Source organism: Mycobacterium sp. 3519A, from assembly GCF_900240945.1.
Lineage (GTDB): Bacteria > Actinomycetota > Actinomycetes > Mycobacteriales > Mycobacteriaceae > Mycobacterium.
The window spans coordinates 822,703-836,145 of record NZ_OESG01000014.1 but is presented as its reverse complement, the minus strand read 5'-3'; the positions used below and the strand labels follow the sequence as shown (position 1 = coordinate 836,145).

The window sequence follows — 13,443 nt, the reverse complement described above, 5'->3', positions numbered from 1 at the left end:
GGTCACGGGAGACGCACGATCCGGTCCGCGCGACACGCGGTCGACTCGATCAACTGGGCATTGCGCTCGTCGGGTCCGAGAGCCCAGCGCGCCGCGTCCTCCGGGGACTTGCCGTACGCCTCGTGGCGGCGCAGCAGCCGAGCATGGCGAACTTCGGTGTCGAGGGCCAAGAACCAGACTTCGTCGATAGCGGCCCTCGCTGTAGGCCACGCGTCGCACTCCAGGAGGAGGTAGTTGCCCTCGGTGACGACCAGAGGCACCGTGGCAGGGATAGGAATCGAGGAGGCGATCGCCTCTTCGATCTCGCGTCGGAACCGCGGTGCGTACACGACCGGGTCGTCCACGCGCTGCGCCCGAAGCGTCGCGATCAACCGTGCATACCCACCGTCGTCGAATGTGTCATGCGCGCCCTTGCGCTGCCGGCGCCCCAGGTCGAGCAGTACTTCGTTGGCCAGATGAAAACCGTCCATCGGGACGAGCACGGCGACGTCCGGACCCAGGGCTGTGACGAGGTGATCTGCGACGGTCGATTTCCCGGCTCCAGGAGCACCGGTGAGACCGAGGATGCGGCGTTCGCCGGGAACGACAAGCGCCTTTGCCCACTCGACGAGCTGGTCGAGTGTGACGTCCTGCACATCCTGCTCGATGGTCACCGTTCTCGCTTCCGGGTCTGTTCACTAGAGAGTTTGCTCAGCCACGCCCGCGGGCCGACCACCGAACACCGTAGTGCTGCAACGCGAGCCGAGCGATCGATGCGCTCGGCAACACCGCTGTCGGCTTGGGTCGAGTAGAAGGAATATGCGCCGTGGAAGACATCGCCGGCGCCCAGTGTGTCGACCACCGCCACCGGTTGCACCGGCACGGATCCGGACTCGCCATCCGACCACCATTGGACGGGATCGCCGCCGTGCGTGATGACGACGGTGCGCACACCGCTGCCGGCCAGCGTCGCGGCGGTGGCCTCCGGGGTGTCGGCGCCCGGCGTTCGGAAATCGTGGGAGCACACCATGTCCGTCGCGTGCGCAACGATGTCGGCCATCACGGGTTTCCATCGGCCGGCGTCGACGACGAGCGTGGTCCCGCGTGCTGCGGCATGTCGAACGGCAGCACGGGCGATCAATGGGTGGTGCCCGTCGACGAGCACCACGTCGGCACCGGCTACGCGATCAGCAAGGTTCGTCGGGGGCGACGCATCGGAGCTCACGGCGTCGAGCGAGACGACAGATCGGTCGCCCGTCGATTCGACGACCGACACGGCGGAGACGGGCACGGCTCGGTTCGTCCCTGCGGCCGCGTCGACAACGCTGACGCGATACGCAGCAAGGTCGGCGCGAACCAACCCTGCTACCGGATCGTCGCCAAGGGCGGTCACGAGGATCGCGTTGCCACCCAGCGCTGCGAAGGTGACGGCCGCGATAGCGGCCGGCCCACCCGCGGCGACGAACTGAGCGGTCGACGTGATCTTCTCGTTCACTGCAGGTGGTTTCGCGATGCGGTGAATCACATCGAGGGTCGCCAAGCCGACGAAGACCCCGACGGGGGTTCTCTCAGAGACCGGCGCGTTCCTCATCAGTCGGCTCCTCTGCACCGGTCATGAGCGCGACGACCTCGGACATCGAGCGCTTTTTCGGATCGACCACTCCCGCACGTTGCCCGAGCCGGTGGATGTGGATCCGGTCGGACACCTCGAACACGTGTGGCATGTCATGGCTGATGAGCACTACCGGGATGCCCCGGTCGCGAATCGATTTGATCAGGTCGATGACCTGACCGGATTCCCGCACGCCGAGGGCCGCGGTCGGCTCGTCCATGATGATCACGCCGCGGCCGAACGCCGCGGCCCGCGCCACCGCGACGCCTTGCCGCTGCCCGCCCGACAGTGTCTCCACGGCCTGGCCAACCGACTTGATGCCGATCTTCAGGTCCGTGAGGTGCTGCGAGGCGTCCTGGCGCATCCTGGGCATGTCCATCCGACGGAAAAGCTTGCCCGCGAAGCCTTTTCGCCGGATCTCCCGGCCAAGGTAGAGATTCGATGCGATGTCGAGTGCCGGCACCACCGCGAGATCCTGGTAGACCGTTTCGATTCCGGCCGCTCTGGCGTCTCGGGTGTTCCTGAACGACACGCGCTTGCCGTTCATGAAGATCTCACCCGCGTCCGGAACGATCGCACCCGCCAAAGCCTTGATCAGACTGGACTTTCCGGCGCCGTTGTCGCCGACGACCGCCAGGACCTCTCCGGCGCGGAGTTCGAAGTCGGCTCCGTTGATCGCGGTCACGTTGCCGTACTTCTTGACAAGTCCGCGCGCTTCGAGAACGGGCGCTCCGGTCATTGTGACCTCCTGCGCGCGAATTGGTCCACCGCGACCGCCACGATCACGAGGATGCCGGTGGCGATGTTCTGGTAGAGGCTGTCGACCCCGGCCTGGGTGAGGCCGTTGCGGAGAACGGCGACGATCAGCATGCCCACCAATGTGCCGCCGACACCACCGCGGCCACCGAACAGACTGGTTCCGCCGATGACGACCGCGGTGATCGTCTCGAGATTGGCGTTCTGATAGGCGTTCGGGTCGGCGTTGGGTATGCGGCCCAGCGCGGCCCATGCGGCGATCGCCGCGATCAGGCCCGTCACGATGTAGACGCTGAACAACACCCGTCCCGACTTGACGCCCAACAGATCCGACGCCTGCGGATTGCCGCCGACGGCGTAAACATGCTTGCCCCAAGCGGTTTGGGACAGCGCGTACCACACGACGGCGTACACCAGCAGCATCGCGACCACGCCGTACGTCGTCGAGAACGTCCCGATGCGAAACGACGTGCCGAGGAACGTGAGCGGCCCGGGCTCCACGCGGTAGGTCTCGCTGCCAGCGAGCAGGCGGGTGCCCGCCAGTATCGCGGTGAACGTTCCCAACGTGACGATGAACGGCGGCAATCGCAGGGTCGTGACGAGTCCGCCGTTGATCGCACCGAACGCCACGCACACCAGTAGCGTGGCGCCCAGCGCGAGGAACGGTCCACCGGCGCCTGCGGTCTGGGCCATCACGATGGTGCCGAACACGGCCACCGCGCCGATCGACAGATCGATGCCTGCGGTGAGGATGATCAGCGTCTGGCCGACGGCCAGTATGCCGACGACCACCGACTGCTGCAGGATCAGCGACACGTTCTGTGGGTTGAGGAACGAGTCCGAGACCGAGCTGAAGATGACGATGGCGATGACGAGCGCCGCCAGCGGACCGACCAGCGGTTCCCGCAGCAGGCCGGCCACGTTGAGACGGCGCGCCACCGGTGGCGTCGCGGTCGGGGGAGCGGTGGTGGTCATGGAAGTGTTCAGCCCCAGCAGTTCTGTGCGCCCCAGGCGCTGTCCTTGGACTCCAGGCCGGCAACGGGCTTGTCCGTGATGAGCTGCGAACCGGTGTCGTTGAACCCGCTGGGTTTGGTGCCGTCCTTGGCGAACTTGACCACCGCCTGCACGCCGAGTTCGGCCATCTTGGCCGGGAACTGCATCACCGTCGCCCCGATCTTGCCGGCCTTGACGTCGGCGACCCCGGTGCAGCTGCCGTCGATCGACCCGATGGTGACCTGACCGGCCTTGTTGGCGGACTGGATCGCCTGGTAGGCACCGGCGGCGGCCGGTTCGTTGATCGTGTAGAGCGCGTTGACGCCCGGGGCGCGTTGCAGCAGGTTCTCCATCGCGGTCTGCGCCTTGGTCTGGTCGCCGTTGGTGTTCTCCCGCCCCACGATCTCCGGCGAGTTCTCGGTGAGACCGAAGCCCTCGAGGAACCCGTCGTGGCGGAAGGTGTCGACGGTGCCGCCCGGCGTGCCGTCGAGCATCACGACCTGAGGCGGGGTGTTGCCCAGCGCCGCCTTGACCCACTTGCCCTGGGCCACGCCCGCGGCCTTGTTGTCGGTGGCGAACGTGGCGTCGACGGCGTCCTCGGGGTCGGTTGCGGTGTCGAGTGCGATCACGACGACGCCCGCGTCGCGCGCCTTCTTGATCGCGTCGAGCACGCCAGTGGAGGAGTTCGGGGTGATCAGGATGCCCTTTACACCCTGGCCGATCATGTTCTCGATGGCCGTGACCTGGCCTTCGTTGTCACCGTCGAACGCGCCGGCGACCGCGATCAGCTGGGCACCGTCTTTGTCGGCTTGCGCCTGCGCAGCCTCACGCAATTTCACGAAGTACGGATTCGAATCCGTCTTGGTGATCAGGCCAACCTTGACGCTGTCCGAACCCGACCCGCCGCAGGCGGTCAGACCGAGAACCAGCGAGCCTGCCATCAGGACAGTCCCGACCGTGAGCGTGCTCTTCTTGGCCTTTCCGAACATGTGAGCTCCCTGTCGCCTGAAGCGACGCCGGTCGCGCCGCGTCTCTGCAGGAGCTTAGAGCTGACGCAAGCGCTTGCGCATGCGCTTGCGTGAAATTCTCCGGGCAGTTCAACCGGGTATCGATCGGACCGAGGACCGTCTCGCCGTGCTGGTGCGTGATGCGGCTTCGGATCGTCCGGACGTCGGCGGGAATTCCATTCCATCCGCGGTACGGAACTCAGCCTGCCGACGGGTCGCGCAGCCCATCGATGAAGATCTCCACCATCCGCTGGTTGTAAGCAACGCCTTCGCCTGGCACCGGTTGGCACAGCAGGGCAACGGCGTACAACAGGTCCCTGGCCGCCACATTGCCACGGATGGCGCCGGTGCCGACTGCGGCTGTAATCAGTTGTTCGACAACGGGTTCGAGACGCTGAAGGAAGTACCCGGGCAGCGCGGCGAACGCCGGATCGCCGGAGTGCAGCGCACTGGCGAGCCCGCGTTTCGTCGCGACGAACTCGGTGAAGCGCTGCAGCCAGAGAGATAGCGCCTTGGCTGGCTCGTGCGCTGCGCTCAGCACCGGGCCGGCGTCGGCACACTCGTCGATCTCGTGCGCCAGCACGGCGGCGATCAGATCGGAGCGCTGCGGGAAGTGCCGATACAACGTCCCCGCCCCGACACCGGCCGCGTCGAGGATCTCTTTGACCGGGGCATCCACTCCCGACTGGGCGAATACCTCCTTGGCCGCCTCGAGCAGTGCGCCGATGTTGCGCTGAGCGTCAACACGCTTGCGGCGCTCACCCATGCGAGTCGCCTCCCGTCTTCCGCCACCGGTTGCGTTCCGGAATGACGTTCCGTATTTTTGTGGAAGCCTGTTCCGGATATTCCAGACTACCGGTTGGCCCCATGATCGCCATGCGCCCAAGGAGATAGGTCATGCATTACCGTCCGCTCGGCCGAACCGGTATCAAGGTCAGCCCATACGCCCTCGGCGCGATGATGTTCGGGGTGCCCAAGATCGGCAACCCCGACCACGACGAATCCATCCGCATCATTCACAAGGCGCTCGCCGCGGGAATCAATCTCGTCGACACCGCGGATGTCTACGGCGATTCCGAAATAGTCGTGGGCAAGGCGCTCAAGGGTCGACGCGACCGTGTCGTGCTCGCGACCAAGTTCGGCCGCCCCCTCGGCGATGATCCCAACCAGCGCGGCACCTCTCGCCGCTGGATCATGACCGCGGTCGAGAACTCGCTGCGCAGGCTGCAGACCGATTACCTCGACGTCTATCAGATTCACCGCCTCGATCCCGACACCGACATCGAGGAGGTGCTCTCGGCGCTGTCCGACCTCGTCCATAGCGGAAAGGTCCGCGTGATCGGATCCTCGAATACGCCGACCTCCGTTTTCGTCGAAGCCCGCTGGGTCGCCGAGCGCCGCGGGTTGCATCGATTCCGCACCGAACAGCCTCCGTATTCGATCCTCAATCGCGGCATCGAAGCCGAGATCCTGCCCCTGGCCCAGCGCGACGGCGTCGGTGTCCTGGTGTGGGGGCCCATGGCACAGGGCATGCTCACCGGCCGCGTCCGCAAGGGTCAGCAGACTGATTCGCACCGCGCGCCACTCAACGAGACCTTCCGCGACGAACATCGTCTCGACATCGTGGAGCAACTGGTGGCACTGTCCGACGAGGCTGGTCTGTCGATGCCGCACATGGCCATGGCGTTTGCGATCAGCCACCCAGGGGTGTCCAGCGCCATTCTGGGATCACGCACCATCGGGCAACTCGACCACTTGCTCGCCGGCCTCGACGTGACGCTGACCGACGACGTGCTCGATCGCATCGACGAGATCGTCCCGCCCGGCACCGACGTCGGCGGGACATTGATTCAGGCCTTCGTTCCTCCGGCTATCCAGCTCACCGAACTGCGTCGTCGGCCACTGAGCGCCCGGTCTGCGATCTGACCGATCGCGAAAATGCGCCAGCTGTCGGCGCGGCGGTTAGTTCTGACCCCGAATACACGAAACGCAAGCGATCAGGTGCCGAAGTACTCGTGGATCTGGCGGATCGCCATGGATCCCTCGCCGACTGCGGAGGCCACCCGTTTGACCGAGCCGCGCCGGACGTCGCCTGCCGCGAACACACCGGGCCGACTGGTCTCCAACATCAGCGGCTGGCGTTGCGTTCGTCCCTGCTCGCCGGTGTCCGAATACAGCGCGGCCTGGCCGGTCGGCACAAAGCCGTGGTCGTCGAGTTCGAGAGCGCCGGCGAGCCACGAGGTATTGGGATCCGCGCCGATGAAAACGAACAGCGCGCGGGTCTCGATCACATGATGCTCGCCGGTCCGTTTATCCTCGGCCACCACCGCCGTCAGCGCACCGTCTCCGTGCACCTCCCGGATCTCGGTACAAGACCGCACGGTCACTCGCGGGTGCTGGTGGATCTGGTCGACAAGATATCGGGACATGCTTTTGTTCAGGTCATCGGCGCGGATCAGCACGTACACCTTCGCAACCCGCGCGGCGAGGAAGATCGCCGCCTGCCCCGCCGAGTTACCACCCCCGACGATGACGACGGGCCCCGTACCGCACATCAACGCCTCTTGGAAGGTGGCGGCGTAGTACACGCCGTTGCCCTCGTACGATTCGATCCCCGGTACGGCGAGCTTGCGATACCGCGCTCCCGTGGCAATCACGATGGCACGGGCGATCAGCGGCGCTTGATCGGCGAGTCGGAGCAGGTGGTGTCCGCCGTCGGATTCCAGCCGTGTGACCTCCGCCGAGATCATGATCCGCGCGCCGAACTTGCCGGCCTGTAGGACGGCCCGTTCGGCTAGGTCGGCACCTGAGATGCCACCCGGGAATCCGAGGTAGTTCTCGATTCTCGATGACGTCCCGGCCTGCCCTCCGGTTGCGATCCGCTCCATGACCGCAGTGGTCAGACCGTCCGAGGAGCCGTACACCGCCGCGCCCAGCCCGGCCGGCCCAGCGCCTACCACGACGACGTCGGATTCGTCGGGCACTGTGTCGGGGACCGGCAGCCCGACCCGGCGGGCCAGCTCGGTGTTGGTCGGGTTGCGCAGCACTTCACCGCCCCAGATCACCACCGGGGTGTCTTGGGGCGATACTCCGAACCGCTGCAGCAGCCGCTCGGCGTGTTTGTCACGTTCCAGGTCAATCCATCTGTGCGGTAGCCGGTTTCGCGCCGCGAACTCCCGCAGCCGCGCGGTGTCGGGGTCATAACAGGAGCCGATGATCCGGAACCCGGTGCCGTCCTGGATCAGCAATGAGCGACGCACCAGGTACGCGCGCAGGATGAGGTCACTGAGCACGGGATCGTGGGCAACCAGTGCCCGCACCCGATCGGTCGGTACCACGAGTACTTCGCCGGGTTCGACCACTTCGGCGGTGTAGAAAGCGGCCTGACCTTCCAGATCGCCCAGCTCTCCAAGGAACCGCCCGGGACCATGCACCCGGATTACATGCCGGTTGCCTTCATCGTCGGTAGTGGTGACGGCGACCTTGCCGGACAGAATGACGAAGAAGTAGTCGGAGCGCTCACCCTCGCGGACAAGCGTTTCGCCCGCGCCCACCGCGCGCCGGGCGCCGCCAACCTCGAGAGGGGCAATCTGTTCGTCGGACAATCGCGGGTACGCGCCGTAGACGTCCGGGGTTTCCGGCAGCGGAGTCGACGCAGGCTGGTCGGCGACGTCCTCAGACATAGTTCTCATGGACGTAGCACCAGCGCCACATCTCCCCCGGCTCCATGGACTGCACGATCGGGTGGCCCACGGTGTATGCGTGGGCCCGAGCATGCCGCATCGGTGACGAGTCACAGCAGCCGACGTGCCCGCATGTCAGGCACAGCCGCAGGTGAACCCACGGTGTGCCGAGCCGCAGGCATTCCTCGCAGCCGTCCGCGCGTGGGCTCACGTTGCGGATCGCCGCCACATCCGGGTCGATCATCGCCGACGTCATGACCGTGCCTCCTTCGCGCTGTCGGCCGACAGCGTCTGGTCGAGCCATTTGCGTAGCGCCGCAACGGGAGCAGCGCCTGCCTGGCGTCCAAGTACTTGCCCCCGGTCGAGAAGCAGCAGAGTCGGCACCGCCTGCACCCCGAATCGCTGCGAGATTGCCGGTGCTTTGTCCACGTCGACCTTGACCAGTTTGAGTTGTCCGGCGCGTTCGGTGGCGAGCTGTTCCAGCGCCGGGCTCACCATGCGACACGGTCCACACCACGTCGCCCACAGGTCGACAAGTACTGGGACCGAGGACTTTTCGGCGACGTCAGCGAAGTCTGAGTCGCCGGCCTCGGCGATCCACGGCAGCCACTGATGACAGTTGGCGCACCGCGGCCTCCCTGTCCCTGCCGCGGCTACTCGGTTGCGTTTTCCGCAGTGTGGGCACGTCAGGATATTTGTTGCCATGGGATGTTCTCCGTCACGCCGCCATTGCCGGTTCCGAATACCCCACGGCGAGTTCGCCGCTGTCCACTGTGATACGGATCTTGCCGCCGCCCGCGACGTCGCCGCGCAACAATGCCCGGCCGATCTTCGTCTCCACCTCGTGGGCAATGTAGCGGCGCAACGGCCGCGCCCCGTACACCGGATCGTAGCCGTGTTCGGCGATCATCCGGCGAGCGTCCGGCGTGATGTCGAGCTCGATCTGCCTTTCCGCCAACCGATCCCGCAGCTCCGCCAGCTGCAATTCGACGATCCGTTCGAGCTGCGGCATCGACAGCGGCGTGAACAACACGATGTCGTCGACGCGGTTGAGGAATTCGGGCCGGAAGTGGCCGCGTAGTTCGGCCATCACCCGGTCACGCGCGTCGGGCTTGATTTCGCCGTCCGCGCTGACGCCGTCGAGCAGGTGGTGCGAGCCGATGTTGGAGGTCATGATGACCACCGTGTTGCGGAAGTCGACCTGACGTCCCTGTGCATCGGTCAGCCGGCCGTCGTCGAGCACTTGCAGCAGGGTGTTGAACACGTCGGCGTGCGCCTTTTCGATCTCGTCGAGCAGCACCACCGAGTAGGGCTTGCGACGCACAGCTTCGGTGAGCTGACCGCCCTCCTCGTAGCCGACGTATCCCGGTGGCGCACCGACTAATCGGCTCACCGTGTGCCGCTCCTGGTACTCACTCATGTCAAGCCGGACCATGTTGTCCTCGCTGTCGAACAACGCGGCGGCCAACGTCTTGGCGAGCTCGGTCTTACCGACCCCGGTGGGCCCGAGGAAGATGAACGAGCCGATCGGGCGGCGCGGGTCCCGGATGCCGGATCGGGCCCGAATCACTGCATCGGCGACCAGCTGGACCGCTTCGTCCTGGCCGATCACCCGCTCGTGCAGTATTTCGTCGAGCCGCAGCAGCTTTTCCCGTTCGCCCTCCTGCAAGCGCGCGACCGGTATGCCGGTCCATGCGGCCACGATTTCGGCGATCTCGTCTTCGGTGACGACTTCGCGCAGCAGCGGTTTTTCGCCCTGCTTGGACCTCAGCTGTTCCTCGGCCGCCTGCAGTTTGCGTTCCAGTTCGGTGATCTGGCCGTAGCGCAACTCGGCTGCACGGTTGAGGTCGTAGTTGCGTTCGGCTTCTTCGGCCTCGTGTCGCAGCTGCTCGAGTTGTCCGCGCAGTTCCTGCACCCGCCGGATGGCCTGCCGTTCGGCATCCCATTGCGCGTGCCGGGAATCGGCCTCCGCTCGTAGATCGGCCAGTTCTTTGCGTAGTTCCTCGAGGCGGCCCTTACTCGCTGCGTCGGTCTCCTTTGCCAGCGCCGCCTCCTCGATCTCGAGCCGGGTGACTCGACGAGTGATCTCATCCAACTCCGCTGGCATGGAGTCGATTTCGGTGCGCAGCCGCGCACACGCCTCGTCCACCAGGTCGATGGCCTTGTCGGGCAGGAAGCGGTCGGTGATGTAGCGGTGCGACAGGGTTGCCGCAGCCACCAGTGCGGCATCCTGGATCTTCACCCCGTGAAACACCTCGAGGCGTTCGCGCAGCCCGCGCAGAATCGAAATGGTGTCCTCGACGTCAGGTTCGTCGACCAGCACGGTCTGGAACCGTCGCTCCAGCGCAGCATCCGTTTCGATGTGCTTACGGTATTCGTCGAGGGTGGTTGCGCCGATCATGTGCAGTTCGCCGCGGGCGAGCATCGGCTTGAGCATGTTGCCGGCGTCCAGGGACCCCTCCGTCGCCCCGGCGCCGACCACGGTATGCAGCTCGTCGACGAACAGCAGGATCTGGCCCTCGCCGGCCTTCACCTCTGACAGCACCGCTTGCAGGCGTTCCTCGAACTCGCCGCGGTACTTCGCCCCTGCCACCAGTGAGCCCATGTCGAGGGAAAATATTGTCTTGTCGCGCAAGCCCTCTGGGACGTCACCACGCACGATGCGCTGGGCGAGCCCTTCGACGATCGCGGTCTTACCGACGCCGGGGTCGCCAATGAGCACGGGGTTGTTCTTGGTCTTGCGGCTCAGGATTTGGATCACCCTGCGGATTTCGGCGTCGCGTCCGATCACCGGATCCAACTTGCCTGCACGCCCTTCGGCCACTAGGTCGCGGCCGTACTTCTGCAGCGCATCGTAGGCACCCTCGGGGGTCGCGGAGGTGACCCGCTGGTTGCCGCGGACCTTGGTCAGCGCAGTGAGAAAGGAATCCCGAGTCACGTTGTGGGAGGCCAGAATCCGTCCGGCGGCGCTCGCCGAGCCCTCTTCTGCGAGAGCGATGACAAGGTGCTCCACCGATACGTATTCGTCCTTGAGTCGCTTGGCTTCCCGCTCGGCGGCTTCCAGAACGTTCGCCAGGCGCCTGGTGACAGAGACCTGGCCCGGCGTGGCGCCCGGGCCGCTCACCTTCGGGCGCCGGTTCAACTCGCGCTCCAAGTCCGCGCGCAGCACCGCGGAGTCGGCGCCGGTCTGATCCAGCAACCGGGGTACCAGCCCCTCGGGCTGGTCGATCAGCGCCATCAACAAGTGTTCGCCGTCGACCTCGGTGTGACCCATCCGGGTTGCGATGCTCTGAGCGTCGGCCAACGCCTCCTGTGACTTCTGCGTCAGCTTGTTGATGTCCACAGCGATGTCCTCCTTCGGCGAGACGCTGATTCCAGTTCGTCGATGCGGTCCAGAAGATCGAGCACCAGCCCGATCGCCGCGTAGTTCAGTCCCAAACCTGTTCGCAGCCGCTGGATGCGAGCCACTGTGGCCAATGCAGACGGGGCAAACCGCGGCTGCCCGCGGGCATCCTGGCTGCACGGCAGCAGGCCCAGTGCAACCAACCGGCGCACCATGTCGGGATGCAGCCCGCAGCGTGTCGCGAAGACGTCGAGCTGCATTTCGGGGCGCCGCGCCAGCACATACCGTGGAGCGGTCATCGTCCCCTCCTGGGGTCGAACGTGGATTCGGCAGCCAGTTGCTTGAACAGCTCGCGTTCCCGTGCGGTCGGTTTGGGCGGCACCATCACCTTGATTTCGGCGTACAGGTCACCTGCGGCGCCGCGCGGGTTTGGCATACCTTCACCGCGCAGCCGCAACCGACGCCCGGTCGAGGACCCTTGCGGCACCTTGACTTTGGCTTCGCCGCCGGGAGTCCGAATAGCGACGGTGGTGCCCAGTACCGCCTCCCACGGCGACACCGGCAGATCGACGATGATATTGCGGCCGTCGAGCCGGAACCGGGGATGAGGCATGATGCGCACCACCAGGTAGAGATCTCCGGCCGGTCCATCGCGGCTGCCCCTGCCGCCCTCTCCGGCCAACCGGATCCGTTGACCATCGATGACACCGGCGGGGATGTTGACCGAATAGTTGCGACCATCCAGTGAGATCTGCCGTTTGCCACCCCGGTAGGCCTCCTCGACGGTCAGCTCCAGCACCGCTTCCTGGTCAGCGCCCGGAATCGGCCCGAATCCGCCACTGCCGCCGAACATGTCGCCGAAAAGGTCTTCGATGTTGATGCCGCCTGCGCCGCCGAAACCCTGGCCGTAGCGCACCCGCGCACCGGACGGGCCTCCCCCGCGGAAGCCACCCGCACCGGCGCCCACCCGCTCATCCCAGTCCTCGGGAACCTTACGGAAGTCTTCGCCGAATCGGTCGTAGCGCCTGCGGGTCTCGGAGTCCGACAGTACGTGATAGGCCTCGTTGATCTCCTTGAACCGGTCTTCGGCCGCTGGATCCTTGTTGACGTCGGGATGATACTTGCGCGCCAATGTGCGAAACGCCTGCTGGATCTGATCGGTGGTGGCGTCCCGCGACACCCCGAGCACTTCGTAGTAGTCGCGGGCCACGTAGCATCACTCTCCGCGTCGACTGACCACCACGGCCGCCGGCCGCAGCTGCCTCGAACCTTCGCCGTAGCCCGGTCGAAGCACTTCGACAACCGTGCCGGGCGCGCTGTCCGGCTGGTCCACCACACCGACCACCTCGTGACGCTCCGGGTCGAAGGGGACCCCTGCTTCCGCGTCGCGCGGATAGCCGAGCCGCTCGAGGACCTGTAGCGCTTGATCGAGAATGCTCCGCACGCCCGCGACGACCGCATCGGACTGGTCACCGGCATGACTGATGGCCCGCTCCAGGTCGTCCACGATGGGCAGCCATGCGCCGGCCACTCTGGATCGTTCGGTAGCTCGTTCCCGGTCCAATTCGCGGGCATACCGCTTGCGCAAATTGTCCAGATCGGCGGCGGCGCGCCGCCAGCGGTCCTCGAGCTGAGCCAGCTCGGAATCACGTTGAGACACAACCTCTTCTGGTTGGTTGTCGGCTACCCGGTCACCGTCCTGCTCGGCGTTGGAATGCTCTGCGGGGCTGACCATTGCGGCTCAGCTCCGGTCGAACTCGGCGTCGACCACGTCGTCGTCACCGACAACAGGGCCCTGGCCGTCGGCGGCCGAGTGGCCGTTGCCGCCACCGGTCGGCATGGGTTGCAAGCCGTACAGCACCTGCTGCAGTTCGGACGTCAGCGACTGCACGCGGTCCATCGGTGCGTCTTCCTTGATGGCTTGACGCGCGTCGGCGACCAACATCTCGGCGCGGGCCCGGTCGTGCGGCGCCGCGGACTCGCCCAGCTCGGTGAGCCGGCGCTCGACCGAGGCGCACCGCCGTGAGGACGAGCAGCTGCGTAAGCATGGTGATGCCCTGCTCGGCACAA

15 protein-coding genes are annotated in these 13,443 nt (G+C 66.0%); 1 reads left to right on the top strand and 14 read right to left on the bottom strand.

Translation table 11 applies throughout. The features are described 5' to 3' along the window. Nucleotides 1-2 precede the first annotated feature (2 nt). From C1A30_RS25110 to C1A30_RS25085, 6 genes are all read right to left on the bottom strand, one after another. Nucleotides 3-653, bottom strand: a complete 651-nt coding sequence (locus tag C1A30_RS25110; RefSeq protein ID WP_101951031.1) for a nucleoside/nucleotide kinase family protein — start codon at nt 651-653, stop codon at nt 3-5. Then, nucleotides 650-1,570 (bottom strand): PfkB family carbohydrate kinase, encoded by a 921-nt coding sequence (locus C1A30_RS25105; protein ID WP_101951030.1) that lies wholly within the window; start codon nt 1,568-1,570, stop codon nt 650-652. The genes C1A30_RS25110 and C1A30_RS25105 overlap by 4 nt, the downstream gene beginning before the upstream one ends. Continuing rightward, entirely contained in the window at nt 1,548-2,330 is a 783-nt protein-coding gene (locus C1A30_RS25100; RefSeq protein ID WP_101951029.1) for an ATP-binding cassette domain-containing protein, read from the bottom strand. Before C1A30_RS25100 ends, C1A30_RS25105 begins: the two co-directional genes overlap by 23 nt. Further along, entirely contained in the window at nt 2,327-3,322 is a 996-nt protein-coding gene (locus C1A30_RS25095) for an ABC transporter permease (RefSeq protein WP_101951028.1), read from the bottom strand. Before C1A30_RS25095 ends, C1A30_RS25100 begins: the two co-directional genes overlap by 4 nt. A gap of 8 nt (nt 3,323-3,330) precedes the next feature. Continuing rightward, nucleotides 3,331-4,329 (bottom strand): substrate-binding domain-containing protein, encoded by a 999-nt coding sequence (locus C1A30_RS25090; RefSeq protein WP_101951027.1) that lies wholly within the window; start codon nt 4,327-4,329, stop codon nt 3,331-3,333. 217 nt (nt 4,330-4,546) lie between these two features. Further along, entirely contained in the window at nt 4,547-5,113 is a 567-nt protein-coding gene (locus C1A30_RS25085) for a TetR/AcrR family transcriptional regulator (protein ID WP_101951026.1), read from the bottom strand. Between the two features lie 131 nt (nt 5,114-5,244). Here C1A30_RS25085 and C1A30_RS25080 point away from each other — a divergent pair, with 131 nt between their 5' ends. After that, entirely contained in the window at nt 5,245-6,273 is a 1,029-nt protein-coding gene (locus C1A30_RS25080; protein WP_101951025.1) for an aldo/keto reductase, read from the top strand. 71 nt (nt 6,274-6,344) lie between these two features. On the opposite strand, the gene C1A30_RS25075 is transcribed toward C1A30_RS25080, so the two are convergent. Genes C1A30_RS25075 through C1A30_RS25040 form a run of 8 tightly spaced genes read right to left on the bottom strand, consistent with a single transcriptional unit; the run spans nt 6,345 to nt 13,441 of the window. Then, nucleotides 6,345-8,030, bottom strand: coding sequence for an FAD-dependent oxidoreductase (locus C1A30_RS25075; protein ID WP_101951024.1), 1,686 nt, complete (start codon nt 8,028-8,030; stop codon nt 6,345-6,347). Further along, nucleotides 8,023-8,286, bottom strand: a complete 264-nt coding sequence (locus C1A30_RS25070; RefSeq protein ID WP_101951023.1) for a UBP-type zinc finger domain-containing protein — start codon at nt 8,284-8,286, stop codon at nt 8,023-8,025. The genes C1A30_RS25075 and C1A30_RS25070 overlap by 8 nt, the downstream gene beginning before the upstream one ends. Next, nucleotides 8,283-8,735 carry a thioredoxin gene (trxA, locus tag C1A30_RS25065; RefSeq protein WP_101951022.1) on the bottom strand — a complete coding sequence of 151 codons (453 nt, stop codon included), beginning with the start codon at nt 8,733-8,735 and terminating at the stop codon, nt 8,283-8,285. The genes C1A30_RS25070 and trxA overlap by 4 nt, the downstream gene beginning before the upstream one ends. Before the next feature lie 13 nt (nt 8,736-8,748). Further along, entirely contained in the window at nt 8,749-11,373 is a 2,625-nt protein-coding gene (gene clpB / locus C1A30_RS25060) for an ATP-dependent chaperone ClpB (protein ID WP_101951021.1), read from the bottom strand. Further along, entirely contained in the window at nt 11,355-11,672 is a 318-nt protein-coding gene (locus C1A30_RS25055; protein ID WP_101951020.1) for a chaperone modulator CbpM, read from the bottom strand. Before C1A30_RS25055 ends, clpB begins: the two co-directional genes overlap by 19 nt. Next, nucleotides 11,669-12,583: a DnaJ C-terminal domain-containing protein gene (locus C1A30_RS25050; RefSeq protein WP_101951019.1), complete on the bottom strand. Its 915-nt coding sequence runs from the start codon at nt 12,581-12,583 to the stop codon at nt 11,669-11,671. Before C1A30_RS25050 ends, C1A30_RS25055 begins: the two co-directional genes overlap by 4 nt. 6 nt (nt 12,584-12,589) lie before the next feature. Further along, nucleotides 12,590-13,108, bottom strand: a complete 519-nt coding sequence (locus C1A30_RS25045) for a nucleotide exchange factor GrpE (RefSeq protein ID WP_101951018.1) — start codon at nt 13,106-13,108, stop codon at nt 12,590-12,592. 6 nt (nt 13,109-13,114) lie between these two features. Further along, nucleotides 13,115-13,441, bottom strand: coding sequence for a hypothetical protein (locus tag C1A30_RS25040; RefSeq protein WP_235010182.1), 327 nt, complete (start codon nt 13,439-13,441; stop codon nt 13,115-13,117). Nucleotides 13,442-13,443 lie beyond the last annotated feature (2 nt).